The 25,643-nt window shown below is 34.8% G+C and carries 19 protein-coding genes; 6 read left to right on the top strand and 13 right to left on the bottom strand.

Going from position 1 to position 25,643, the window contains the following annotated elements:
* Entirely contained in the window at positions 1-738 is a 738-nt protein-coding gene (gene truA, locus IPI31_00760) for a tRNA pseudouridine(38-40) synthase TruA (protein MBK7566336.1), read from the bottom strand.
* A gap of 82 nt (positions 739-820) precedes the next feature.
* Here truA and IPI31_00755 point away from each other — a divergent pair, with 82 nt between their 5' ends.
* On the top strand, positions 821-1,213 hold the full coding sequence (locus IPI31_00755; protein MBK7566335.1) for a DUF4293 domain-containing protein: 393 nt from the start codon (positions 821-823) through the stop codon (positions 1,211-1,213).
* Positions 1,214-1,399: 186 nt separating this feature from the next.
* Positions 1,400-2,662: a T9SS type A sorting domain-containing protein gene (locus tag IPI31_00750; GenBank protein MBK7566334.1), complete on the top strand. Its 1,263-nt coding sequence runs from the start codon at positions 1,400-1,402 to the stop codon at positions 2,660-2,662.
* 76 nt (positions 2,663-2,738) lie between these two features.
* Here the strand turns inward: IPI31_00750 and lysS are convergent, their stop codons facing one another.
* Both lysS and IPI31_00740 read right to left on the bottom strand, forming a co-directional pair.
* The gene (lysS, locus tag IPI31_00745; protein ID MBK7566333.1) at positions 2,739-4,253 is read right to left on the bottom strand and encodes a lysine--tRNA ligase; all 1,515 of its coding nucleotides are present in this window, start codon (positions 4,251-4,253) and stop codon (positions 2,739-2,741) included.
* 302 nt (positions 4,254-4,555) lie between these two features.
* On the bottom strand, positions 4,556-5,407 hold the full coding sequence (locus tag IPI31_00740) for a Bro-N domain-containing protein (GenBank protein ID MBK7566332.1): 852 nt from the start codon (positions 5,405-5,407) through the stop codon (positions 4,556-4,558).
* Between the two features lie 359 nt (positions 5,408-5,766).
* On the opposite strand from IPI31_00740, the gene IPI31_00735 reads away from it, so the two are divergent.
* Positions 5,767-7,209 (top strand): aldehyde dehydrogenase, encoded by a 1,443-nt coding sequence (locus IPI31_00735; GenBank protein MBK7566331.1) that lies wholly within the window; start codon positions 5,767-5,769, stop codon positions 7,207-7,209.
* An 11-nt stretch (positions 7,210-7,220) separates the two neighbouring features.
* Positions 7,221-8,315 carry a peptidoglycan DD-metalloendopeptidase family protein gene (locus IPI31_00730; GenBank protein MBK7566330.1) on the top strand — a complete coding sequence of 365 codons (1,095 nt, stop codon included), beginning with the start codon at positions 7,221-7,223 and terminating at the stop codon, positions 8,313-8,315.
* Positions 8,316-8,396: 81 nt separating this feature from the next.
* On the opposite strand, the gene IPI31_00725 is transcribed toward IPI31_00730, so the two are convergent.
* Both IPI31_00725 and IPI31_00720 read right to left on the bottom strand, forming a co-directional pair.
* On the bottom strand, positions 8,397-9,641 hold the full coding sequence (locus tag IPI31_00725; protein MBK7566329.1) for a T9SS type A sorting domain-containing protein: 1,245 nt from the start codon (positions 9,639-9,641) through the stop codon (positions 8,397-8,399).
* Between the two features lie 68 nt (positions 9,642-9,709).
* On the bottom strand, positions 9,710-10,897 hold the full coding sequence (locus IPI31_00720) for a T9SS type A sorting domain-containing protein (protein ID MBK7566328.1): 1,188 nt from the start codon (positions 10,895-10,897) through the stop codon (positions 9,710-9,712).
* Between the two features lie 147 nt (positions 10,898-11,044).
* Here IPI31_00720 and IPI31_00715 point away from each other — a divergent pair, with 147 nt between their 5' ends.
* Positions 11,045-11,464, top strand: a complete 420-nt coding sequence (locus IPI31_00715; protein MBK7566327.1) for a RidA family protein — start codon at positions 11,045-11,047, stop codon at positions 11,462-11,464.
* A gap of 142 nt (positions 11,465-11,606) precedes the next feature.
* Positions 11,607-14,477, top strand: a complete 2,871-nt coding sequence (gene uvrA, locus IPI31_00710) for an excinuclease ABC subunit UvrA (protein ID MBK7566326.1) — start codon at positions 11,607-11,609, stop codon at positions 14,475-14,477.
* On the opposite strand, the gene IPI31_00705 is transcribed toward uvrA, so the two are convergent.
* The 8 genes from IPI31_00705 to IPI31_00670 form a co-directional block, all read right to left on the bottom strand.
* The gene (locus tag IPI31_00705; protein ID MBK7566325.1) at positions 14,472-16,889 is read right to left on the bottom strand and encodes a polysaccharide biosynthesis tyrosine autokinase; all 2,418 of its coding nucleotides are present in this window, start codon (positions 16,887-16,889) and stop codon (positions 14,472-14,474) included. The two genes, uvrA and IPI31_00705, sit on opposite strands and share 6 nt — an antisense overlap.
* Before the next feature lie 9 nt (positions 16,890-16,898).
* Positions 16,899-17,600 carry a polysaccharide biosynthesis/export family protein gene (locus IPI31_00700; protein MBK7566324.1) on the bottom strand — a complete coding sequence of 234 codons (702 nt, stop codon included), beginning with the start codon at positions 17,598-17,600 and terminating at the stop codon, positions 16,899-16,901.
* Positions 17,601-17,785: 185 nt separating this feature from the next.
* On the bottom strand, positions 17,786-19,732 hold the full coding sequence (locus IPI31_00695) for a polysaccharide biosynthesis protein (protein ID MBK7566323.1): 1,947 nt from the start codon (positions 19,730-19,732) through the stop codon (positions 17,786-17,788).
* A gap of 118 nt (positions 19,733-19,850) precedes the next feature.
* Positions 19,851-20,984 (bottom strand): aminotransferase class I/II-fold pyridoxal phosphate-dependent enzyme, encoded by a 1,134-nt coding sequence (locus IPI31_00690; protein ID MBK7566322.1) that lies wholly within the window; start codon positions 20,982-20,984, stop codon positions 19,851-19,853.
* 51 nt (positions 20,985-21,035) lie between these two features.
* On the bottom strand, positions 21,036-21,707 hold the full coding sequence (locus IPI31_00685) for an acetyltransferase (protein ID MBK7566321.1): 672 nt from the start codon (positions 21,705-21,707) through the stop codon (positions 21,036-21,038).
* A gap of 119 nt (positions 21,708-21,826) precedes the next feature.
* Positions 21,827-22,456 (bottom strand): sugar transferase, encoded by a 630-nt coding sequence (locus IPI31_00680; GenBank protein ID MBK7566320.1) that lies wholly within the window; start codon positions 22,454-22,456, stop codon positions 21,827-21,829.
* Positions 22,446-23,741, bottom strand: a complete 1,296-nt coding sequence (locus IPI31_00675) for a glycosyltransferase family 4 protein (GenBank protein MBK7566319.1) — start codon at positions 23,739-23,741, stop codon at positions 22,446-22,448. Before IPI31_00675 ends, IPI31_00680 begins: the two co-directional genes overlap by 11 nt.
* 1 nt (position 23,742) lies before the next feature.
* Positions 23,743-25,635 (bottom strand): heparinase II/III family protein, encoded by a 1,893-nt coding sequence (locus IPI31_00670; GenBank protein ID MBK7566318.1) that lies wholly within the window; start codon positions 25,633-25,635, stop codon positions 23,743-23,745.
* Positions 25,636-25,643 lie beyond the last annotated feature (8 nt).

The following is a 25,643-nucleotide window of genomic DNA, read 5'->3' as shown; positions in this document are numbered from 1 at the left end:
TTACGAAATGTAAGGATATTGAACTTTTATAAGAAACAATGCATGACCTGGAGCTGACATTGCCATTTTAAATCGCTCTTTGTTTTTTATCCCTTCGTCAAATTCCTGGAGCGTCATTTTGTGTTTCCCTATCTGAATCATTGCTCCTACCATTAATCTGACCATACCGCGTAAAAAACGATCAGCAGAGACATATAAAATACTGAGATTTCCTTCTTTACGCCAATAAAGTTCTTTAATATTTACAATAGTAGTTTTTGAACCCTGTTTGCTTTTGCAAAAGGACGGAAAATCATTATATTTTTTTACGATCTCACATGCTTTATGCATGAGATCAAAATCGAGATCGTCTAAATGTCTGTAAAGTAATAATTCATTTAAAAATGCATTTTTTTTGAATGTAACACGATATTCATATGCACGCATGGTAGCATCAAATCGCGCATGTGCTTTTTCGTGTACAGGGATTAATTTTTTCACCGCGATACCTTGAGGTAAAAATGTATTTATTCTTAGAATAAAATTATCCGGGAAAATTTTATCCGTATCAAAATGCAAAAAGAATTGTTCTGCATGCACTCCAGCATCGGTTCTTCCGCAGCCTAAACAATGGATATCATCCCTCAAAATAGTCTGTAATGCCTCATCTACCTTCTGTTGCACGCTCACCCCATTCGGCTGAATCTGCCAGCCAACATAGCCCGTCCCCTTATACGCAATCTCCAAAAAATACCGCATTTCCGCCCAAAATTAATCAAACCGAAGGTTTGAATTGTCAATTATCAATTGTCAATTGTCAATTTGTGTTTATTTTTGTCCCATGTGGCAACGTATTCAAACTGTTTTTTTAGCTCTTGTAGCGATTGCATCCATCCTGTTTTTATTTTTACCCATTTCTGAAAGGGACGGATTACTATTATTGGCTAAAGGTGATATTTTGGTAACCTCTCTTTGCATTGCTATAGCGCTGATCGCTCTTTTTGCAATATCGCAGTTCAAGGATAGAAAATTGCAATTGAAATTGTGTTTCATAAATCTGATCTTAGGGGTTGCTCTTACAGGAGCAAGTTTTTTTGCATCTACAAAATTCGGGGACGAAAATTTTCCGATAGCATTAGGTTTGCCTATCGCAATTTTAATTTGTAACGGGTTTGCCCGTCGCAACATCAAAAAAGATGAAGATCTTGTTAAATCAATGGATAGATTCCGTTGAGAAGGACTTAGGACATATGACATAGGACATATGACATAGGACATATGACATAGGACATACGATGATGGCTGTTTAATTGTCAATTGTCAATTATCAATTGTCAATTATTATAATTATCGCACTTTAAACATCTGCTTAATATTCAGGTAATATCTGCATTGCAACTTTGTACTTCATTTACGGAGTATGAAATTAAGGATATACATTTTGATTTTATTTCTCCCTTTTATAACGCACACTAATATTTTATCTCAAACAGTTTCCATTGGGGATATTGCTTTTTTGGGATTTAATTCTGATAATGCAGATCAATTTTCCATCATTGCAACCAATTATATAGAATCGGGAGTTCCTATTTTTTTTACGGATGCGGGATGGAATGGCACAAATTTTTATGGTTTCGAAGGCCATATCCAATGGAATGTGCCGGCGGGTGGATTGGCCACAAATACAATTATAACTTTTACAGGTGGGGTTGGAGGAGTATTTACAATTTTTGGAACCGGAGTGTTGGATGCAGGTGCAAATGCCACTTCAGGAACATTAAACTCAACACTGTCTACTCAACAAATGGCATTAGCAACCACTGGAGACCAGATCATATGTTATACGGGTTCAATTGCTGCTCCTAATTTTATTGCATGTATAAATTTTAACGGAGTTTGGTCGCCGGCAACCACTTCAAATCAAACTTCCATCCCAACCGGATTAACTGCAGGCACAAATTGTGTTTTATTAAATAATAACGATAATGGAATTGTAAACTGTTTATTATTGCCCGATCCTGCAACTATTTCTGATTATAATAATTCTGCAAATTGGGTTTATAATGATGCAACACGATATGTTTTACCACCTGTTGTTGGGCCCTGTGATTTTTTGTTGCCAATAATATTAAAAGATTTTTATGCAACTATATTTGAAAGTGCAATACAATTAAATTGGATCACATCAAGCGAAATAAATACCTTGGAATTTATAGTTGAAAAAATGATGCCGGATGGAAATTTTTATGAAATAGGAATTATTAAAGCTTCAGGAAATTCTTCATCTGAGCAGTTATACCAATTTACCGATGATGATCTGAATAATTCACAAGCGTATTACAGATTAAAAATAATTAATACCGATTATTCCTATGAATACAGTAAGACCATAGTAGTAAATGCATCGACAGTTAATTCAGCTTTACAAAATATAGTCATTTACCCCAATCCTGTTCTTGAAGAGTTAAACATTCAAACTAATTTTGCAATTTCTGAAATTGAAACAATTGAAATAATAAATGCAACCGGTCAAAAAATAAATTTTAGAATTAATGATCTAACTTCTGAAGAAAATAATTTATTAATCGACATCTCAAATATTCCGTCCGGATATTATTTGCTACGAGCTTCACTAATTAATGATAATGCTATTATTATACCTTTTATTAAAAGTAGGTTATAGAATATTCTTTCCCTAAGACCTACACAGGTTTTCAACTCCTGTGAGGCCATCGTATTTCATTATCAATTGTCAATTGTCAATTTTTTTCCGGTCGCATATGTGGAAACAACAACACATCCTGTATCGCATGTTGATTTGTCATGATCATGGTTAATCTATCGATACCAATTCCGATACCTGCAGTTGGCGGCATTCCGTATTCCAAGGCGCGTAAAAAATCTTCATCTAATTGCATCGCTTCTTCATCACCGCGTTTTCCTAATTCCAATTGTCCTTCAAAACGATTGCGCTGATCAATGGGATCATTTAATTCGCTGAAAGAATTCAACATTTCTTTTCCATTGCAAATTGCTTCGAATCTTTCCACTAAACCTTCCACCGTGCGGTGTTTTTTTGCAAGCGGACTCATCTCCACCGGATAATCCGTAATAAATGTTGGCTGTATTAAAAATGGTTCACATTTTTCGCCGAATATCTCATCAATTAATTTTCCTTTACCCATCGTTGCATCTACACGTACATGTAATTCTTTCGCTGTTTTATAAATTGCAGCCTCATCCATTTGCGAAATATCAATTCCCGTAAAATGTTGAATTGCTTCAAACATGGTAAATCTTTTCCAAGGTCGTTTGAACGAAATAATATTTTCTCCAACCTGTACTTCTGTAGAGCCTGTTACTTCTATCGCAACTTTTTCTATCATCTCCTCCGTAAAATCCATCATCCAGTTATAATCTTTATACGCAACATAAAATTCTATCTGCGTAAATTCCGGATTGTGAAATCTGTCCATTCCCTCATTGCGGAAATCTTTTGAAAATTCATATACGCCGTCAAATCCCCCAACAATTAATCTTTTTAAATACAATTCATTTGCAATACGCATATATAATGTCATATCCAAAGCATTGTGATGTGTGGTAAACGGACGCGCTGCTGCGCCACCATAAAGAGGTTGAAGAATAGGAGTTTCCACTTCTATATATCCATGAGCATTTAAAAAATTGCGCATGGTATTTACTAATTTACTTCTTTTAATAAATACTTCTTTTACATCCGGGTTTACAATAAGATCAACATAACGCATTCTATAGCGTTGTTCCGAATCTGTAAATGCATCAAAAACATTTCCTTCCGTATCTGTTTTTACAATTGGTAAAGGGCGCAAACTTTTACTCAACAATTTAAATTCGCTAACATGAATTGTTGTCTCGCCTGTTTTAGTGGTAAATACATATCCTTTTACACCAATTATATCTCCAATATCCAAATGTTTTTTAAATACTTCTTCATACATCGATTTATCTTCACCCGGACAAATTTCATCTCCCTTCACATATATCTGTATTTTTCCAGCACTATCCTGTAAAACTGCAAATGCAGCTTTTCCCATAATGCGTTTTCCCATTAACCTTCCTGCAAAACTGATTTTTTGCAATTCTTCTGTTTTTTCAGGATGATTTGCAAGAATATAAGCAGAGTTATGTGTTATTTCAAACTCCTCGGCAGGATAGGGATCAATTCCCATATTGCGCAAAGCCATTAAACTTTCTCTTCTGATTAATTCCAGTTCACTGTGATTACTACTCATGTCGTTTTTTCAAATTTGGTCACAAAGATAAAACATTGAAGCTGACCAATTAAATTAATTTGGAGCACACACCTCGGCGTTCTTACCACCTTTCGGTCCCGCCTTTTGTTGCAACTCCCGCCATTTTCTACGCCAAGTAAGAGATATCTGATAATTATTATTCCTGTTTCCCTTAAAATTTACTTTAACCCTGCGGGGGTTTCCACGTCAGTCGGGGCTAGAAAGAAAGTGCGCAATTCTTACGGGGCTATTCAAAAAAATTTGCTCCCGAGCGTTATTTTTTCCTGCAACTTAAATTCATTTTATTTGATTATCTTTTTCTTTTTTTGTGCAGATGTATTTTCTAATAATTTACTTGCAGCATTTTTACTAACTATTTTCTTTCCGGTTTTTTCTTCTATTTGTTTTCTGGTATTCCCGGCAATAGTGCCTCCTTGATTCGCAATTATTTTATTTTCTTTAAAGTTTTTTGGTTTTTTTTCTTTGCTTATTTCCGTTGTTGTTGCTTCTGCCAGCATATTTAAAACCAATTCTAAATTGGTCATATTGTCTCTTAAACTTTCCTTTTTTAAGTCCTTGTGTTTTTTGTATTGTTTAACCGTTAACCCGCTCCAAGCTTTAGTAATTTCATCCGTTAAAATTGCAAATTCCTGTCCTTTTTTTACTCCGTTATTCTCCCATTCATCAGTAAGTTCTTTTCTTACTTCAATACTTTTTAAGCGTTGATTAATCCATTCTTTTGAATAACCTTTTTTTAGATAGGTTTCCATTAATCTATCAAACCCGATCTCAGGATCCTGTATTTCGTCAATCCTTTCTCGTGCAACTTTTGCGATCCACATTTTAAATGGCTCTGCTTTTGGGGATGGTATTGATTGTATTAAACGGAATAGTTGTTCTGTATCAGCTATGTCTGTAAACCTCATTTTGCCATCTTCAGCCTTCAGTTTCAACTGTCCGATTTTTTCGGACAGTTCACTTCCTTCCTTGGTAAGTTTGGTTTTAAGATCACTCCAGTACTTCCTGGGTCTTTCATTTTCTGTTAGCACTTGAATTACATCAATAATTGAAAAATACCATTTTTCTTCTTTATCATTCCAAATACTTCTGACCTGTTTTTGCTCAAATAATTTAATTGTTGATTGATTTTCCATAGTTGAATATTTTGTTTTTAAGTGAATTCAATGATAGGTAATTTCTGGTTAATAAAAAAGATAGTTGTCGTGAATCGTCAAGCATGAGGCGTGAATCCGGGAGTCAATAGTCATTAGTCAATAGTCATTAGTCAGGAGTAATAGTATTAGGTTCTCTAGGATCATTCTCATTACTCATTACTCATAACTCATTTCATGACCCTGAATTAAAGTTTCACTCAGAGTATTCTCACCACACCCTATTCACCACTCACGCCATTTCCTAATTTTCCTTAAATCTCCTTCGAACATTTCCTCATTCCCTCCTCAATCCTTATCTTCGCAGCCATTAACCAATTATCAACCTTTACGGACACGGTTTGCTCATATTATCAAATTACATTGGAGGAAAACTTCAGCCGCCTGTAAGTGGCAATTATCTGGATAACTACAATCCGGCAACAGGTTCTGTTTACTCAAAAATTCCCGATTCCGACGAAAGAGATGTCGAAATGGCAGTTTTAGCTGCTCAAAAAGCCTTTTACGGATGGTCGACCCTGGAGGTTACGTTGCGAAGCCGAATTCTTCATCGCATTGCACAACTTATCGACGAAAAATTTGACCTTTTAGCTGAGGCAGAATCAATGGATTCGGGTAAACCACTCGCTTTGGCAAAACGCATGGACATTAGCAGGGCTCGTGATAATTTTGAGTTTTTTGCCTCAGCTGCACTGCAATTCAGCTCCGAAAGCCACAATCAAAAAGGAAAATTCATAAATTATACTGTACGCAACCCAATTGGCGTTGTTGGTTGTATCTCTCCCTGGAATCTTCCGCTTTACCTTTTTACATGGAAAATTGCTCCAGCATTAGCTGCCGGTAACTGTGTAATAGGAAAACCATCAGAAATTACTCCAAACACCGCAACTTTATTAGCTGAAATTTGCATGGAAGCCGGATTGCCGGCAGGGGTGCTGAATATCATACACGGAACAGGTCCGAAAACAGGGGCTGCTATAGTTAAACATCCTGCAATTAAAGGAATTTCCTTCACCGGAAGCACCAGAGCAGGTAAGGAAATTGCCACAATTGCTGCGCCAATGTTTAAAAAGTTGTCGTTGGAGTTGGGTGGCAAGAACCCAGTTGTTATATTTGCAGATTGCGATTATGACCACATGCTTGCAACCACAGTTCGCAGTTCTTTTACAAATCAGGGGCAAATTTGTTTGTGCGGAAGCAGAATTTATGTTGAGCAAAGCATTTTCGAGAAGTTTAAAAAAGACTTTGTTGAAATGGCAAATCAAATGAAAGTTGGAGACCCAAGATTGGAAGAAACCACCATAGGAGCGGTTGTTTCGGAAACACATTACAATAAAATACTGTCGTATATCGACTTAGCTAAAGAAGAAGGCGGAACCATTTTATGTGGTGGTGAAGCAGTTCATTTAGAAGGAGAATTTAAAAATGGCTGGTTTATTCAGCCGACGGTGATTGAAGGATTAAGTCCACAATGCAGGACAATACAGGAAGAAATTTTTGGTCCAGTTGTGAGTATCCAACCTTTTAATACCGAAAGTGAAGCCATAAATTTGGCAAATAATAGTGAATACGGATTGGCAGCCGTAATTTGGACCAATCATTTGGGTCGTGCTCATACCATGGCAGAGCAGATCGAGGCAGGGATTGTCTGGATAAACTGCTGGTTAGAGAGGGATCTAAGGACACCATTCGGGGGCGTGAAGAACTCCGGAGTGGGTCGCGAAGGAGGTTTAGAAGCCATGCGTTTCTTTACCGAACCTAAAAATATTTGTATCAAACTTTAAAACGGAGGAAAGTGACTTTATTAAAAAACAACAAAAAAACCCCCACACTATTATTAATTACCGGAATAGCGGTTACTATGCTGATAAGTTCCTGCGGAATGTATACAGCATCAATTAAAAGTGAAAATGCAAATACTACAATTGTTACCTATGAACCCCAGTTTATTGAAGATTTTTATCTCAATAACACGGAAGAAATAGCGGCGCCATCTAGGCTCAATAACAATTATACCCAAAATAATACTACACGTAATCATAGACCTGAACCAGAAATAGTTCAACTTCCTATTAGTGAGGAATTGGCAATTTTAGGTGAAAATATTCGCCTTGGTGAAAGTGCCGAAAACGAAAATATTGGTGGTTTGGATTATACTTCACCGGAGGATGCAGAAGATTTTGAATCATACGATGAATTGTTCGCAACAAACGAACTTAATGCCGGCGAAATATTCGACCCCGCAAAAATGATAGATAGTATTCAGGTTTTTCTGGTTAGTCCCAGAAGTAACTGCTATACTTTTCCATTACATGACAGTAAAATAAATTCCGACTTCGGATGGAGACATAGCAGGTTCCATTCAGGAATTGATCTTGATCTCGAAACAGGTGATGATGTTTTTAACGCCTTCGATGGAATAGTTAAAAGATCGGATTATGTTTCCGGTTACGGAAATCTGGTTGTAGTTAAACATTTTAACGGTCTGGAAACTTATTATGGTCACTTATCAAAAATTCTTGTAATGGAAGGTGACACACTGGAAGCTGGAGATAAAGTTGGATTAGGTGGTAGCACTGGAAGAAGTACCGGCCCGCATTTACATTATGAAATACGATATCGCGGTGCAGCAATAAATCCTAAATATTTAGTTGATTTTAAAAATAGTGTGCTTACTTCAGAAGTATTTTACTTAAAGAAAGATCACTTTAAACCAACAACAACTGCATCAACCACAACAACAGGAAAAAAATATTATACTGTTAAAAAAGGGGATACCTTAGGTAAAATTGCTTCCCGCAATAAAACTACGGTAAGTAAATTATGTAAACTCAATGGAATTTCATCCAAAAAAATATTAAGACCAGGTCAAAAATTAAGGGTGAAATAATTTCAATAAAATATTAAAACAAAAAGGAAGTGTAATTTAATTATACTTCCTTTTTTGTTTTTAGAAATTAACTGGTTATGCTTAATGTTTAACTACAAATTTTTGTGTGGCAGATTCTTTCGTTGTAGTATTTATTAATCTTGTAATATACACTCCGGTACTATATGCATCCGTTAATATAGAGATGTTATTATCTGTGAATTCCTTCGAATATATTAATCCACCATGTATATTAAATACTTCTAATTTATAATCTGCGATCACGTCCGTTTTTATTAAGGTGTAATTTGTTGCGGGATTTGGGGCTATAGTAATGTTAATATTATCTGCCAAAGAAAAAGGATCTTCTTTTTTAAAAATACCATTTATATCTTGTTGCAATCCGATTATAACAGGATAAAAATTCATGGTAACTTCTGCGTTTACAGCTCTACCTATTACCTGCGACAAAGTATATGTGCTAAGAGGAGGTTCCAAACTCGGTGCATCGCCAATTAGCAATATCATTCTTCGTCTTCCTGTTGTCCAGTTCATTTCATCTATTGTTTTCACAATTGCATCATTTACACTTTCCGGAAGATCAAATCCACCACCATAGGTAAAAGTCGTATTAATAATGTGTTTGGCAACATTTAAATCTTTGTCCAATTTATGCATTTTAAACCATCTTCCACCATCCGTATTTTTATCGGCGTAAAAGGTAAATCCCACTTTAACATCCTTAAAATTTTCCAAAGCATTAATAATTTTATTTATACTTTCTTTAATAGCATCAATATCGTCATCCATGCTTGTTGTTCTATCTACCATAAAAACAAAATCAGTTTTATCTGTCAGATAATTTTTAATTATTTCTTTAATTATTCTAACAACATAATCAGCATTGTCTATCATAAATGTTTCACCACCTGTGGCTTCCGATAAACCCGTGAATAATTGGATGGTGGTCTGCTCATAAATTTCGGCAGCTGTAAGTAGAGAAGGTAATTCCGGGTTCAATAATAGCTGCCGTTCAATTTCTTCATTGATCTTTTTTTCTAAGATCTGAGACCTTTCACTTTTTAATGCCTCATTGTTTAGTGATACATTAGGTAAAACTGCATCCGATACTTTTTCAGTTAATGGTGAAATTTTAATTTCAGCTGTTAAAACAGTATCCTTTAATTCAGGTTTTTCCGAAATGTATTCCTCTATATTGATCGACCCAACATTTTTTTCTAAGGTATTGGAAAGTGTAGGAAGTGGCTCGTCAGGAGATGAATTGCTGACACAACCCGACAAAATAAAAGCAGCACATATAAAATAGACCAGGATATAAGTTTTCATAAAATTTGTTTTAGGTTGAAAAGGATTGGAATACAGTTAATTTTAATTCAATCGGAACTATAATACTATTACCTTTTAACAACAAATTTTTTTGTATCCACTGTGCTGTTTGTATTATTTAATATTCTGACAATATATACTCCACTTGGAAATTGGTCGGTCATAATGGAAATATTATCACCATGAAAATTTTTGGTATAAACTAATTTGCCATTAATGTCGAAAACTTCACTTGTGTAATCTGCAATTTCTCCTGTTTTTACTAAAGTATAATTTGTAGCAGGATTGGGTGCCAGTGAAGAAATAATAGGTTTGGGCTCAGCTACAATTTCTTTCGCTTTTAAAATGCCTTCCAAACTTCCTTTCATTCCAATTACAACAGGATAAAAATTCATTGTAACATTTTCTGCTTTTGCCATGGCAATAATATCTTCCAAAACATAATCAGAAAATGGTGGTTTAATGCTTGGCGCATCTCCCAATAATAAAATTACTCGTCTTCTACCTTCACCCCAATTCATTTCCTGAATTGTTTTTGCAAGACCATCGTTCACGCTTTCCGGATCGTCGCCACCGCCAACGGTAACAATATTTTTTACTACATTTTTAGCACTTTCGTAATCGTTTGTCAACTCATATTTACTGAACCATTTATTTCCGTCAGCATTTTTATCGCCATAAAATGTAAATCCAATACGGGTATTATCATATTCATCAATTGCCTTAATGATCTTATTCACACTATTTTTTATTTCATCAATATCATCGCGCATGCTTCCTGTTTTGTCGATCACAAAAACAAGATCCGTTTCGCTGCTCATATAATTTTTGATGATATCGGTTATCGCTTGTACAACATAACTTGCATTTTGAATTAAATATGTTTCTCCACCGGTTGCTTTCGATAGATCCATAAATAATTCGATAGTTAGTTTGCTGAAAGCATCGTCCGCAGTATTCAAGGATGGCAGATCGGGATTTAACATTAATTGCCGCTCGATTTCCTCATCGATGGAAAGTTTCAATTTTTTGTCGAGAGCAGTTCTGTCCTTTTTCTTGCCATTGATGGTTGCAGTGGTTTTTGCAACACTGTCGTTGGTTTCTTTAGCTAATGCTATGAGCTCAGCAGGAGGTTCTTCGGTAAATTTTTCCAGGGTAGTGGAAGAACCGGTAACAGGTGAATCAGGAGTGTTGTTGTCGCATTGAGAAAATAGAAATACCGAACAAGTAAGAAGTAAAAGTGTAAAACTTTTCATTTTGAATGGTTTTAGGTTTTATAAAAGATTCAGATTGTATTCAAAATCCACAACTTCTCAGCATCTAATAACGGAAGACAGTATCTAAAAATTTTAATCCAGCATCTTTTCCTCCCCGGTTTTGAATTTTGAAAGTATATTTGGGGCATGAGCGATAATATTATTAATACCACAAAAGCACCCGAACCTGTTGGTTTATACCCTCATGCACGTAAAGTTGGAAATTTATTATTCCTTTCCGGTATAGGCCCACGGGAGGCAGGTACTAATAATATACCGGGATTAGAAGTTGACAAACAAGGAAATTTTTTAAAATTTGATTTTGAAGCCCAATGTCATTCGGTGTTTTCGAATGTGAAATCAGTGCTGGAAGCCTCGGGCGCCAGCTGGGGGGATATTGTGGATGTAACCGTTTTTCTAACCGATATAAAAAGAGATTTTGCCACTTATAACAGGATCTATGCAGAATATTTCAAAGAAAACCAGCCATGCAGGACCACCGTTGGAATCACATCACTGCCTACTGCAATTGCCATTGAGCTGAAATGTATCGCAGTAATACCTTGAAATTATTTCGCTGGCCTTTTGTGCTAAAGTTTAGTTAAGGAAATTACTATATCTGCGCTTTCTTATTTTTTCCCTTTTGAAATCCGTACCTTTGCACCAAATTTCGGGTGCCTGAAGAGTGAAAAACGTTAAAAAAGATACAATACCAACAAAAGATTTTTTGCCTGCTATTAGTGAAAAAAATATTCCCTACCTGGAAGTGGTGGGTGCAAGAGTGCATAATCTCAAAAATATTAATGTTTCTATTCCGCGAAATAGTTTGGTTGTAATTACCGGAGTGAGCGGGAGTGGAAAAAGTTCTCTGGCTTTTGATACAATTTATGCAGAAGGGCAGCGCAGATATATGGAAAGTTTTTCTGCCTACGCACGCCAGTTTTTTGGTGCAATTGAGCGTCCTGATGTAGATAATATTACGGGACTTTCTCCGGTTATTTCCATTGAGCAAAAAACTACAAACAAAAACCCGAGATCTACTGTAGGTACCATCACAGAAATTTACGATTTTTTACGATTATTATATGCTCGTGCTTCTGATGCTTATAGTTATGTTACCGGCGATAAAATGGTGCGTTTCACCGAAGAACAAATTGTAGAAAGTATCATTAAAAAATTTAAGGGGAAAAGAATTGTATTGCTTGCTCCTTTGGTTAGAGGAAGAAAGGGACACTATCGCGAGTTATTTGAACAAATTCGCAAGCAGGGATATTTAAAAGTGCGCATAGATGGTGAGATAAAAGATCTTTTACCTAAAATGCAGGTTGACAGATATAAAATTCATGATATTGAAATAGTGATCGATAGATTTAAAGTGGATGAAGATGATCATATCAGAATAAAACAAAGTGTGGCACAAGCACTTAAATCGGGAAAGAGTTTCATAATGGTGATGAATTCCGATACCAACGAAATATTTAATTATTCTAAAAAATTAATGTGTCTCGTTTCCGGAATAAGTTATGAAGAACCTTCCCCAAATGCGTTTTCGTTTAATTCACCTTACGGTGCGTGCACTAAATGCAAAGGATTAGGTGTTGTATATGAAGTGAGTTTAGAAACACTTATCCCCGATGCAACAAAAACAATTAACAACGGAGGAATTGTTGCTCTTGGAGAATTTCGCGAAAATATTTTGTTTAAACAAATAAAATCCATTGCCACAAAATATAAATTTTCATTATCAACACCAATAAAAGACATTCCGAAAAAAGGTTTAAATGCAATATTATTCGGCAGTGAAGGTGATGCGGAATTACCGGATGATGATACCATATTTTTAGGTGATGCCGACAGATGGTATACATTGGAATTCGGCGGACTTACAAAATTAATTAAACGTTGTTTCTCTGATTCAATTTCAGAAAATATGCGTAGATGGGCTGAAGATTTTATGGTGAAAGCCACTTGTGATGAATGTAATGGTACCAGATTAAAGAAAGAAGCACTTTATTTTAAAGTGGATGGTAAAAATATTTCCGAGTTATCGCAAATGGATATTAAAGATCTTCAATTGTGGTTCGAAAATGTGGAATCTGGGATGTCGGCAAAACAAAAATTAATTGCCAAAGATCTTTTAAAAGAGATACGATCGAGAATTGGGTTTATTAAGAATGTAGGTTTGGATTATTTGTCACTCGACCGGCCAACCAGAACTTTAAGTGGTGGTGAATCGCAACGTATTCGCCTGGCAACACAAATTGGGTCGCAGTTAGTTGGAATAACTTATATATTGGATGAACCGTCCATCGGTTTACACCAGAGGGATAATAATAAATTGATCGAAGCATTAAAAGAATTGCGTGATAGTGGAAACACTGTTTTGGTGGTGGAGCATGATAAGGATATGATGATGCATGCAGATTATGTATTGGATCTCGGACCCGGTGCAGGAATTCACGGCGGGAAATTAGTAGGGGAAGGAACGCCGGAAGATTTTGCAAAAGCCGACACACTAACTGCGGAATATTTACGAGGCGAAAGAAATATTGAATATCTTAAGGTGCGGAGAAAGGGAAATGGAAAGGAAATTAGTTTGCAAGGTGCGGTTGGACATAATCTGAAAAATGTAGATGTCAAATTTCCTTTGGGAACATTAATTTGTGTTACCGGAGTGAGCGGTAGTGGAAAATCAAGTTTGATAAATGCAACTTTATTTCCCATCATGCAACAACATTATTATAATTCACTTAAAAAACCTTTGCCATATAATAAAATTGATGGATTAAAACATATAGATAAAGTTATAGAGATAGATCAGTCTCCAATTGGAAGAACCCCTCGCTCAAATCCCGTTACCTATATTGATATTTTTTCAGAGATCAGAAATTTGTATGCTTTGATTCCCGAAGCTAAAATTCGTGGATATAAGGCTGGTAGATTTTCTTTTAATGTGAAAGGTGGAAGATGTGATGTTTGTGAGGGTGGTGGAATGAAGGTTATTGAAATGAATTTTTTACCCGATGTTTATGTGGAATGCGAAAAATGCAGAGGCAAAAGGTATAACCGTGAAACTTTAGAGATCTATTTTAAAGGGAAGAATATAGCCGATGTATTGGATATGACAGTTGATCATGCGGTGGAATTTTTCGAAAATCATCCGCGTATATTCAAGAAAATAAAAACTTTGCAAGAAGTGGGACTCGGTTATATCAAATTGGGTCAATCATCAACAACCCTAAGTGGTGGAGAAGCACAACGCGTAAAACTTGCAGAAGAATTATCCAGAAAAGATACAGGAAATACTTTTTACATACTTGATGAGCCAACTACCGGATTACATTTTGAAGACATCAGGGTATTAATGAATGTAATTAATGATCTGGTGAATAAGGGAAATACCGTATTAATTATTGAACATAATCTTGATGTTGTAAAATTAGCTGATCATATTATCGACCTAGGTCCTGAAGGAGGACATGGCGGAGGGAATATTATTGCAAAAGGCACCCCCGAAGAGATCGTTAAAGTTAAAGAAAGTTACACAGGAAAATTCCTTAAAGCCGAATTGAAATTATAATTTTGTTTTTCTGGTTGATCTAAAAAATCTTTTCCATAATGACGGATGAGAATCTTCATCAGTATAATAATCGTGATAAGCGGAATCACCATATCCATAACCGTATCCATATCCATAACCATATTCTGTTCCACTGGCATTTGCATCGTTAACAACAATACATAAATTTGTCAACTTGTTATGGTAATATAATCTGTTGATATTACCAATGAAATTTATTTTTGAATAATTTGCTCTTAATATATAAATAGAAAGATCCACCTTCGACATAAGCGGCAGAGAGTCGGATACAATTCCTACAGGAGGTCCATCAATAATTACATAATCATAATTAGCTTTGAGATATTCCAGTAATATATCCGTTTCCTTACCAATTAATAATTCAGCAGGATTTGGTGGAACAGGACCAGCAGTTAACACATCGCATCCGCATTCTGTAGAAAATTGAATGCACTCCTCCGGTTTATATTGACGTATCAAAATTGTACTTGCACCCTTATCATTTTTTAATCCAAGAGCCCGGTGAATTTTTGGTTTGCGAAGATCAAAATCTACAAGTATTACTTTTTTTCCGATTGCACCAATTACTGTAGTTATATTTAGTGCCATAAATGTTTTTCCTTCGCCACTAACTGTTGAGGTAATGGATATTAAATGGCCATCAGTTTTATTGTTTGTAAGAAAGTATTGAATATTACTCCTGATAGTTCTAAATGCTTCCGCAATATGTGATTTAGGATTTTTATTTACAACGATCTGTGCCAGTTCAGATTTCGTTTTAAGAAATTGAGGTAATACCCCGAGCAATGGAACATTAGTTGCCTTTTCCACATCCGGCACGCCAATAATAGTGTGATGAGAAACAAATTTAACATAAACATGGGCAAAACTTAATCCTATTCCCAGTAATAAACATATACCCCAGATTTGAGGTTTTACGGGAGCCACTAGTCCGCCTTTTTTTCCGGCATCCAATATAATATAATCACTGCTCATCCCGGCAAGTGTAATTTCATATTCTGATTGTTTTTCCAATAATAATAAATAATACTTTTCCTTCAGATCGTTCAATCGTGTTAAACGTGCATATTCAGATTGAATTTCCGGTAATTGTAAAAATTCGTTTTCATATTTACGTTGTTCTTCAGCAAGATATTGTTTGCGTACATTCAGTTTTTCTTCCGCATTAGAAATTGCTTCACTAAAATTTTGTTTAACCTGTGCTATTTGTTTATTAATTGAGGTTAAACGTGGATCACTTGCCGGTACACTCAAACCGAGATCTTCTTTTTCCTTTTCCAGCGCTAATAATGAATTTAAATAAGGGGAAAAGTCGTTGAATTTAAAATCTCCAAAATAGTTGGCAAGAGCAGCAATGTCGTTGTTTTTGTTATTTGTGAAGTCTTTCAGCCACTGCAGACTTTTTTCTTCCAACATCACTTCAAATTTCGATTGGTCAATAGCACTAAGTTTATCTACAACGTTTGATTCAGATAATTCAGGACTTATGATCAGGTTTTCTTTTTTAAAATCCTTTAAAATTGTTTCCTGGTCATACAATTCCTTTTCCAGTGAATCAATTTGATCTTGTATAAAGGAAATGATCAGTTTTGCGCCGTTTGCTTTTCTGTCTAAACTTAAATTAACTATTTCTTCCGCTATGGTATTTACAACATCCTTGGTTTTGTTGCTGTTTTTATCCCGGTAATTAATAATAATTTTCCCGCCATATAAATTATCCACTTCTATGTCAATCTGTTTTTCAATTTGTTCTGACATTGCATTAATATCATTGATCACAAAATAAAAGTGTTTAGAGTAGTCAGACTTATCTGCTTTGTTTAAATGCGATTTAATATTGAATGCGGGAGTATTGTAATTTTTGTCAAACTCATAATCAAATTTCAGATATTCTCCATCGTAATCGTATGTAATGCTATAACTCTTTTCATTTTTAATTTGAAAATCTATTTTAGTTCCAATTATGGCGGAGTCAATTATTTCCGCCGTCACATTAAAAGGTGAGGCTTTATAGATCTCGCCCGATTTTACTCTTTCACTTAGAAAATATGAAATATTGATTGGCAAAGTTTTAAGGGCCTGAAGTTTATAACCTTTTGATTCAAGCACTGTCATTTCCTCATTGAGGCGATCGGCATTAGGAGATGAAACTAAAATTCCAAGATCAATGGAGTTATCCTTTGACCGATCTTTAAATTGCACATCAGCTTGTGATTCATAAACAGGTGTTGCATATCTGATATATAAGTAAGCAAACAATAAGACTGTAAGAAAATATACCACTATCCACCATCTGGTGATCCATGCAACAGTTAAAAATAACTTCCAATCGAAGGAATGATCTTCAACTGGAGTATTCGAAATTGATTTTGGGAATTCGGTGTTTGCCATTAAATTTCTTTATTTATTCAGATTTGCAAAAAACGCATATATAACAACGATACTGGAAACGGTTGTTATGATAGGAGATACTTCTCTGAAAAAGTGTGCATTAATACCTGGTTCAATATAAATTATATCGTTTGGTTTTATATAAGATTCCGCTTTTTTTATATCATCTATTCCTGATAGATCAATTTCTTCCGTTAAGGTTACACCATTTACCATACGCAATATTTTAATTCTGGATGATCTGGCATTTTCAGGAATGCCGCCAGCTTGTGCAATGGCATCTAAAATGGTAATATCAGGACGTGTGATATTTAATTGTTTGGCATCTGATCCCCCTCGGTAGACTGTTATAAATTTATTTGTGATCAAAACATTAACAAATGGATCTATATAAAATTCACTATAAAGTTTAGTTAATTTAATTTCTGCTTCTTGCTCAGTCAAATCAGAAAGTTCCACCTGTCCAATTATAGGAAGATTAGTTAAGCCGTTTTGATCAATAGTATACGGCATTGAGTTGCGGATTACCTGCGGATTTAGTGTATTTAAATTTGTTGTGATCTGTGATTCAATAAGTATATACCCTTTTTTGGGATAAACATAAAGTTCGATAACATCACCGTGCTTTAATTTAAAATCTTGTGGAATGGTATCTAAAAAAGTTTGAGATTGAAATTTTTTATCGGTATCCAATATTCTGTTTGGATGCATAATTCCACATGCATTTATTAAACTAAAACACCAGAATAGTATGATCAGATTTTTTATTTTCCTAAACCATGCACTATGGGGCTTAGAATTTTCAGTGGCGGAACTATTCATTTTAACTTAAGTAACGATTTAGGTCAACAAATATAATCTTTTGTGGTCTATTTCGGGTGTTAGAACGTAAAATTTCATTGGGTTACTTGAATTCCTGAGCTTGCATTATGTTTATCGAGCACTTCAAATGTCGAATTTTGGCTTATATACTCCGGAATCAGATCCTTTATAATAGAAACAGCATTTTCCATGTTATTCTTTTGCAATGCCGTCCAAAGTTGTTCCATACAGCAATCAACATGATTGGAATCCGTATGTCCGGTTAATGCGATCTTTATTTTGTGGTGATGTGTGGCAAGGGTATTCTCGTTGTTATTAAGTAATTCCTCATGTAATTTTTCCCCCGGACGTAAACCGGTAAATACAAAATGGATGTCTTTTTCAGGTTGCAAACCGCTTAATTGGATCATTTTAGTTGCCAGGTCTATTATTTTAATGGGTGAACCCATATCAAACAAATATATTTCGCTCGTTTTACCCATAGTTGCAGCTTCCAAAACTAATTTACATGCTTCAGAGATTGTCATAAAATATCGGGTAACCTCCGGATGGGTTATTGTAAGTGGTCCGCCAGCTTCAATTTGTTTTCTAAAATAATTTATTACCGATCCATTGGATCCCAGAACATTCCCAAATCGTGTTGTGATAAATACTGTTTTACATTTTAGATCCTTCGATTTTTCCTGCACATAAATTTCAGCTGCTCTTTTACTTGCCCCCATAACATTAGTAGGATTAACTGCTTTATCAGTAGATATCATGATGAATTTCTCTATTTGATATTGCACTGCAAGATCGATGAGATATTTTGATCCAAATACATTTACATGCACTGCCTCTAAAGGATTTAGTTCCATTAACGGTACATGTTTATAGGCAGCAGCATGAAATACTATATTAGGTTTATGTTGATGAAAGAGCTGAGTTATTCTTCTGTTATTTGTAATATCACAAACAATATATTCAACTTCAATTCCCGGCAGTTGACGAAGCCGGAAATACAATTCCATTTGCAGATCGAATAATGGACTTTCGGCCTGATCTATTAAAATAAGTTTTTTTGGCGCATAGGAAATAAGTTGTTTTACAATTTCACTTCCAATTGATCCTGCTGCTCCTGTAATTAAAATATTTTTTTGAGAGATTTGAAGTTTAATATTTTCATTTTCTATCTGAATCTGCTCACGTCCGAGCAGGTCTTCTATTTTTATTGCACGCAGTTGATCTAGCCTCAGTGTTCCTTTTATCCAATCATCTACAGGCGGAACGTATTTCACATGAATTTGATATAACAAACAAGTATCAACGATCTCATTTTTTTTAGCATTTTCGAGGTCATGAATTCCTATTATCAATTCCTTAACGGAATGTTTTTTAATAAGTTCATTTATTTTTTTTGGCGGATAAATTTTTACACCCTCTATTGTTTTATTAACCTTGGAATTGTTATCATCCAGAAAACCAATAATTTGATAATTTTTACTATTGTCGTTGCGCAATGCATTTAAAACACTTACACCACGTCGTCCGGCTCCATAAATTATTACTGAAGTTGGGGATACATTGTGTTTTGTCGATTGGTAAAATAATACTTTTATAACATATCTACTGAAGGCCAATAACGATATATTTAAAACAACGTGAATAATTGCTATTGAGGCAGGGAGGATTAGAAACGCCCCTTCAAGGTTTCGGTTAATAAGTGAAATGGAGATACAAATTATGGTGGCAGTAATACCGGCTTTAATAAGGCGTTTAGCATCGGCAATCCCGCTGTGACGGATAATTCCATCATAGGATTTAAAAATGAGAAAACACAATGCAAAAATTGCGGTTGTTGCAAGTGTGTTATTTACAAAATCGGAAAATGAAATTATTTCAATATTAAAATTGAATCGTAAAATATAGGCTAAACCATATGTAAAAATGGTAATAACAATATCAAAACCAAGCACGATCCATTTAGATAAAATGTGGGTGCCGAATTTCCTATTAATATAATTTTTTAAGTTGTCAGCCATAATACTCCCCGGATCAAGCCGGAAGCATTCTTTAAATTCGAAAAACATGGGGTATTAACAAAGGTACGTGAAAACTACAGTTTAAAAAAGGATTTGAAGGAGATTTCCTGATAAGGAACTATGTCCTAATGCAATCCTTTATCGTCTCGCATATTTCCGACAAGTCGTTAGGGTGAAGCGAAGAGCCTGATGGCAAGCATAAACCAGAGTTGAAAAGCGCCTCAGAAATGCCATTATTAAAGGAAGGAAAGGAGGAGAAAATGGGTTGAAGATGCAGAGGTTTCCAAAGTGGCCTACACTCAATATTTTCTTTTTCGAGTGTTGAAATAATTTCCATACAATTTGTGCCTGTAATTGCCTGATCTACTGTAATTGTGGTAAGCCATCTGTTGCTGAAATTATTTTTTGATTCCTGTAAAAATTTTATTCCGGGAATTTCTGAAAGTAATTTACTATAGAGTTCAAAATTTTTTCTTCGTTGCTGAATACGTGTTGAAAGTACTTCCATCTGTCCACACCCAATAGCAGCACATATATTACTCAACCTATAATTGTATCCAATTTCAGAATGCTGATAGTGCAATGCTTTATCTCGCGATTGCGTTGCTAGAAAACGTGCTTTCTCAATTGCAGTCCTATCCTCTGAAAACAGTGCACCACCTCCCGAAGTGGTAATTATCTTATTTCCGTTAAAGGACAAAACGCCGAATTTGCCAAATGTGCCGGTATGTTTACTATTATATTTTGATCCTAAAGATTCCGCTGCATCCTCAATTACAGGAATTTCATATTCTTCGGCAATTTCTAAAAGCTCCTTCAATTTACAAGGCATACCATATAAATGAACTATTATGATCGCTTTTGGTTTTTTATTTTTGTTTATACAAAATTCTATAGCCTTGCGCAAAAGTACAGGATCCATATTCCATGTTTCCATTTCACTATCCACAAAAACGGGTATAGCTTTTTGATATAAAATGGGATTTGCGGTGGCAGAAAAAGTGAAGGTCGGACAAATTACATAATCTCCGGCTTCCACTCCGCTTAATATTAATGCCAAATGAATGGCAGATGTTCCCGAATTTAAGGCTGCACAATTTCCACTTCCTAAATATCCTATAATTTCTTTTTCAAATCGATCTACATAAGGACCAAGCGGTGCTATCCAATTACTCGCAAAAGCATCCTGAACATATTTAATTTCATACTCCGACATATGAGGAGGGGATAAATAAATTCTATTTTTTCGCATATGTTAGTTGCATTCTTGTATTTGGATTTTTAATAACAGCTCAAGAAATTATTAAAGATATTTTTCTCCAGCCTCACGCATTTTAATTTTTTTTGCAGGAGTTCCATACATTACGGCATTGTCTTCACAATCATTTAATAATAAAGCACCTGCGCCTATTATAACCTGATCGCCAATGTTAGTTCCATGTGTTATAATTGCTCCAATTGATATCGCGGTGTATTCTCCGATCTTCACATTTCCTCCTAATGTTACACCGGGTGCCAGGCTTGAAAACTTCCCTATAATACAATCATGATCTACACTTGACCTGGTGTTAATTATGCTAAAACTGTCAATTTGTGAATAGGGATTTATAATTGCTCCAGCCATTATTGCTACACCGTTTCCGATCACAACATTTTTTCCAATGATTGCAGAGGGATGAATGGCAGATATATATTCTGTCTTGGGAACCAAAGTGTCAATTTTATCTTTGACCTGTTTCCGTGTCCAGTTGTCACCTATTGCTATAAATAGCTTGCAACCCGGATATTTATTCAGGAGTTCTGAAATAATTTCTTCATTACCTAGAATTGGGTAACCGGCATGTTCAGATCCAATTTGTTTATTGGAATCTACAAAGCCTACTATATTGGTGTGTCCTTCTTTCTCAAATATATCCACTATTACTTTGGCATGTTCTGATGCACCAATAATAATTACAGATTGTGTTTTTTTCATAAATCCCTTTTATTCATTTCATACTTGAGTTAAAGTGCCGATTTTTGAAATGTAAATATAAGAAAGTGAAAGTTTATTTAATATGATATTGATGATTTACGATGTGTTTAAAAGTCAATTTATTTATCTGGTGTAGTTATAAAACCCGACTGTTTTCTTTCTTCATCCAAATCTGCTCTTTGATCCCGCGGATCTGCCTGGATATTTTCGGCCTTAAAAATTTGTATTATTGTTTTGAAAAAAATAGAAACATCCATTGTAAATGATAAATTTTTCACATATTTACAGTCATAACTTAATCTTTCGTCCCATGAAGCATTATTGCGTCCGTTTACCTGCGCTAATCCCGTAAGTCCGGGTCGGATATGATGTCTTATTTTTTCATGGTCATAATAATATGGAAGATATTTAATTAGTAAGGGTCGTGGCCCGATAAGGCTCATGTCGCCCTTTAGAATGTTAAACAATTGAGGCAATTCATCCAGCGAGCTGCGTCTAAGAAAACGTCCTGCCGGAGTTAATCTATCACTATCTTTTGAGTTGAAATTTGTTAGCGGTTTCATTGTTATGAATTTATATATTGTAAAGATCTTCTCGTCCTTTCCCACTCTTTGTTGTTTGAATAATATTCGACCTTTAAATGAAACAATACATATTATGGAAACCAGAATAAACAGGGGGAAAAAGAGAATGATAAGTAACAATGAAAACCAGATATCCAACCAGCGTTTAAGAAATTTATTGTACATTTTTTGCTGCCGGATTTTTTGGTTTAAAATCTTTTTTTGAGCCTTCTTTATGCAATAATTGTTCTATCAATTTTAAATAACCCAATGCCAAAGTTTTTCGGTCAAAGTGAATCTTAGCATAGGAATAGCCTCTTTCACCCTGTTCACTAATTAAAGATTTGTTTTGCAAATAATATTTCACCTTATTTGCAAAGTCAGTCGGGTCTTCTGGTACAACAAATGTTCCGGCGTCTGATACTTCGACCAATTCTTTCGAAATGCCATCAATTGCCATTAATATTGGTTTTTTACAAGCCATATAATCAAAAGTTTTATTAGAATATACTGTTTTAAATATGTCTATTTTTTTCAAAACAGATATTCCAATATCCGACGATAAAATATACCTTAAAGCATCTTCCTTCGTTACTGAATCAATAAAAAGTATATTGTTCAGATTTCTTTTGTTTGATTCTTCTATCAGCATTTTTTTCTGCATCCCATCCCCAATTAAAATAAAGACAACGGGTTCTGTTTTAAGTAATTCGGCAGCTTCGATTAACTGTATCAGGTGATTGGCAAATCCATGCGCACCAACATAACAGAGTGCCAATTTATCAACTATACCCATTTTTTTTCTAAATTCCGTTCTGTCAAAATTTTTATGTAATGAATCTGCAATATCGAAATCAGCAGCATTTGGAATACAAATAATTTTTTCAGGGGAAATGTTTTTTTGTTTTATAAGCACATCTTTCATTGCGGGAGTTACAACATTAATTAACTTCGCTTTCTTATAAATATATCTCTCCAGTTTATAGGAAAGCCATATCATAAATTTATTTTTTATGATCCCTGTCTCTATGGCTGATTCAGGCCATAAATCACGAACCTCGAAAATTATGGGAATTCTTTTAAAAAATGATAATACTATTGCAATAAATCCAACAGATAAAGGCGGTGAACTAACCAGAATGAGGTCATATTTCTCGCGGGCTTTAAATAACCCTCCGAAAATTCCGGATAAAACAAATGAAAAGTAGGCTCTAAGTCGACCCCTGAAATTATTGTTGTAGGAATCAGAAACATGTGTTCTGATCACCTTTATGTTGTCAGCAAATGCATCTTCAAAAACATACTTTTTACCATATTTTGGATTGCGAATTCCTTTTGTATAATGTGTCATTCCTGCTACTACAGTAATTTTATGTCCCTCCTTCGCCCACATTCTGGTCATCTCATTCCAGCGTAATCCTCCGGGATCATCGTTTTCCTGAAAGTATTGATGTATGAGTAGTATGTGCATTTTACTTTTTGGTAATAACTGTTGTTAATGAATTTGTGATTGTAGAAAAGTGTACTTGTTTTGCTTCATTTAAAATGCCATAATCAGGGGAGGTATAGCTTGAAATGATATTTGGTTCAACTGCAATCATATTTTCATCTTTGGCAACTATTTTAAATTCACGTAAAAAGGAATCGGAAATATTCCAAATCTGGGTCCATGTTTTCTTTGATGAGTTTTTTAAAGTATCCTTTACCTCCCATTCAATTCTATCTTTTTTCTTTTTTATAGTTCTTAAAATGGACAACCTTGATTTGGTTTTTGGATAGATGACGATTTCGCCGCTAAAAATGAAAGTATCATCAACAGACCTAACACAGGCTGCAACCTTTTTTGGCCAAAAATAAAAAATAAATCTTTTACCTTTTTTCATCAGGTCCTCACCATTATACAGAATAGTATTATGCGATCTGCTTCCAAAGAAATAATTGCGTAACGATGGTGTTGTATTATATAAGTATGTGCCATTGTCGCGTAGAATATTTTCCCCATTATGCCAAATATCCACATGTAGCATATCTGCTTGTGCCGGTCTGTTTTTAAGACGTGGACACCACAAAAATGTTAAACAGTTATCTTCTGATGCCACATAATAACCTTCTTCATCAAAATTAAAAATTCCATATTTTTTTTCAAGTGTTGTAATGTGCTCACGGTTAATATTAAACCAAAATACATCTTCGAACGATTGAACTCCTAAATCGGTGCCTAAAACAGAAGCCATTGCCTGAAGCTGAGGATAATAATTTGTGTGCTCTTCATTATTAAGTGGGAAAAAAAGTGAACCATCATTGTTTCCGAAATTGGGCACTTCACCCGTGCTTTTGTTTCCGATAAAGGTCATCATAAAATCCACTGCACTTAATAACCTTTCCTTTATATTTTTGCTAACACTTATTTTATTTAGATGGCATAACTGTATAAACCAGGTGCATAGTTGGATTGCTACCCTTTGATAATTAAAAGAATGTTGCAGATAGGCGCCGTTGGAATCAAATTGATATAAAATTTCATGGCAAAAAGTTTCATGCCCTTTTTTTACCCAGTTTTCTGATTCCTTGAATTGGGGAAAAATTAAACCTACAGTAAATAGTGCAAGCGATTCGCTTAATAAATGATTATTTCGAACAAATGATTTTGCAAAATGAAGTTCACGATCTATATGCTGGGCTTGTTGATGAATACTATCTACTATTTTATTATAAATTGAAGTTTTTAATCTTTCTGACTCAGAATAAAAGTGCAACGCATATATCCAATTTAAAATTCTAAGCGCAATTTCCTGTCCTGATAAATAATTTGGACCATTTTCAGCAGAGTTACATGCGATCCAATCTGCAATTTCATCAAAAACAAAGTCAGATGAATCAAGTGAAAAATGATGGTCATATCTTATTATATCATACAAATAACAAAATCTCGAAATTTCCCAAACAAATTTAATGTCACCTTCTTTTTCTGAAAAATCGGTCACTTTACTCCAGTGTATATTTTGAGGATAAGTATGTTCTGATAATGGGTTATAGAACCACTTATTCTTTTCACTAATTTTAAATTTCGATGTTTGAAAGTATGGATATATTCCATTATACATATCTTCCACTGTAGCTTTAAGTTTTGCATTTTTATCTTTAGGTGCCGTGATGTCCTTTCTAGAGCTGATAAAGAACTTTTGTTGAGCAGTCTGGTTTTTTGCTTCAGTTGATTTTGGTTGTATAACATCGATTTGATGTCTATTTAATGTTTTTGTGAATACCTTCTTTTTAACGGAATAAATTATTCTTTTACTTGCATAAGAAAACCCCAGTTTTTTTAAATACCAAAGCCGGGCATGTACATTTTCTATTAAGTTCAAAATATTTT

The organism is Bacteroidota bacterium (assembly GCA_016706865.1).
Classification (GTDB): Bacteria; Bacteroidota; Bacteroidia; order Chitinophagales; family BACL12; genus UBA7236.
The sequence above is the reverse complement of the archived record's forward strand: the minus strand, read 5'-3'. Positions and strand labels throughout refer to the sequence as shown.

What these genes read in the sequence shown, in the direction of transcription:
- truA (MBK7566336.1), bottom strand. Translation starts at nt 738, where the DNA reads ATGCGGTATTTTTTGGAGATTGCGTATAAGGGGACGGGCTATGTTGGC.
- IPI31_00755 (MBK7566335.1), top strand. Translation starts at nt 821, where the DNA reads ATGTGGCAACGTATTCAAACTGTTTTTTTAGCTCTTGTAGCGATTGCA.
- IPI31_00750 (MBK7566334.1), top strand. Translation starts at nt 1,400, where the DNA reads ATGAAATTAAGGATATACATTTTGATTTTATTTCTCCCTTTTATAACG.
- lysS (MBK7566333.1), bottom strand. Translation starts at nt 4,253, where the DNA reads ATGAGTAGTAATCACAGTGAACTGGAATTAATCAGAAGAGAAAGTTTA.
- IPI31_00740 (MBK7566332.1), bottom strand. Translation starts at nt 5,407, where the DNA reads ATGGAAAATCAATCAACAATTAAATTATTTGAGCAAAAACAGGTCAGA.
- IPI31_00725 (MBK7566329.1), bottom strand. Translation starts at nt 9,641, where the DNA reads ATGAAAACTTATATCCTGGTCTATTTTATATGTGCTGCTTTTATTTTG.
- IPI31_00720 (MBK7566328.1), bottom strand. Translation starts at nt 10,897, where the DNA reads ATGAAAAGTTTTACACTTTTACTTCTTACTTGTTCGGTATTTCTATTT.
- IPI31_00715 (MBK7566327.1), top strand. Translation starts at nt 11,045, where the DNA reads ATGAGCGATAATATTATTAATACCACAAAAGCACCCGAACCTGTTGGT.
- IPI31_00705 (MBK7566325.1), bottom strand. Translation starts at nt 16,889, where the DNA reads ATGGCAAACACCGAATTCCCAAAATCAATTTCGAATACTCCAGTTGAA.
- IPI31_00700 (MBK7566324.1), bottom strand. Translation starts at nt 17,600, where the DNA reads ATGCATCCAAACAGAATATTGGATACCGATAAAAAATTTCAATCTCAA.
- IPI31_00695 (MBK7566323.1), bottom strand. Translation starts at nt 19,732, where the DNA reads ATGGCTGACAACTTAAAAAATTATATTAATAGGAAATTCGGCACCCAC.
- IPI31_00690 (MBK7566322.1), bottom strand. Translation starts at nt 20,984, where the DNA reads ATGCGAAAAAATAGAATTTATTTATCCCCTCCTCATATGTCGGAGTAT.
- IPI31_00685 (MBK7566321.1), bottom strand. Translation starts at nt 21,707, where the DNA reads ATGAAAAAAACACAATCTGTAATTATTATTGGTGCATCAGAACATGCC.
- IPI31_00680 (MBK7566320.1), bottom strand. Translation starts at nt 22,456, where the DNA reads ATGTACAATAAATTTCTTAAACGCTGGTTGGATATCTGGTTTTCATTG.
- IPI31_00675 (MBK7566319.1), bottom strand. Translation starts at nt 23,741, where the DNA reads ATGCACATACTACTCATACATCAATACTTTCAGGAAAACGATGATCCC.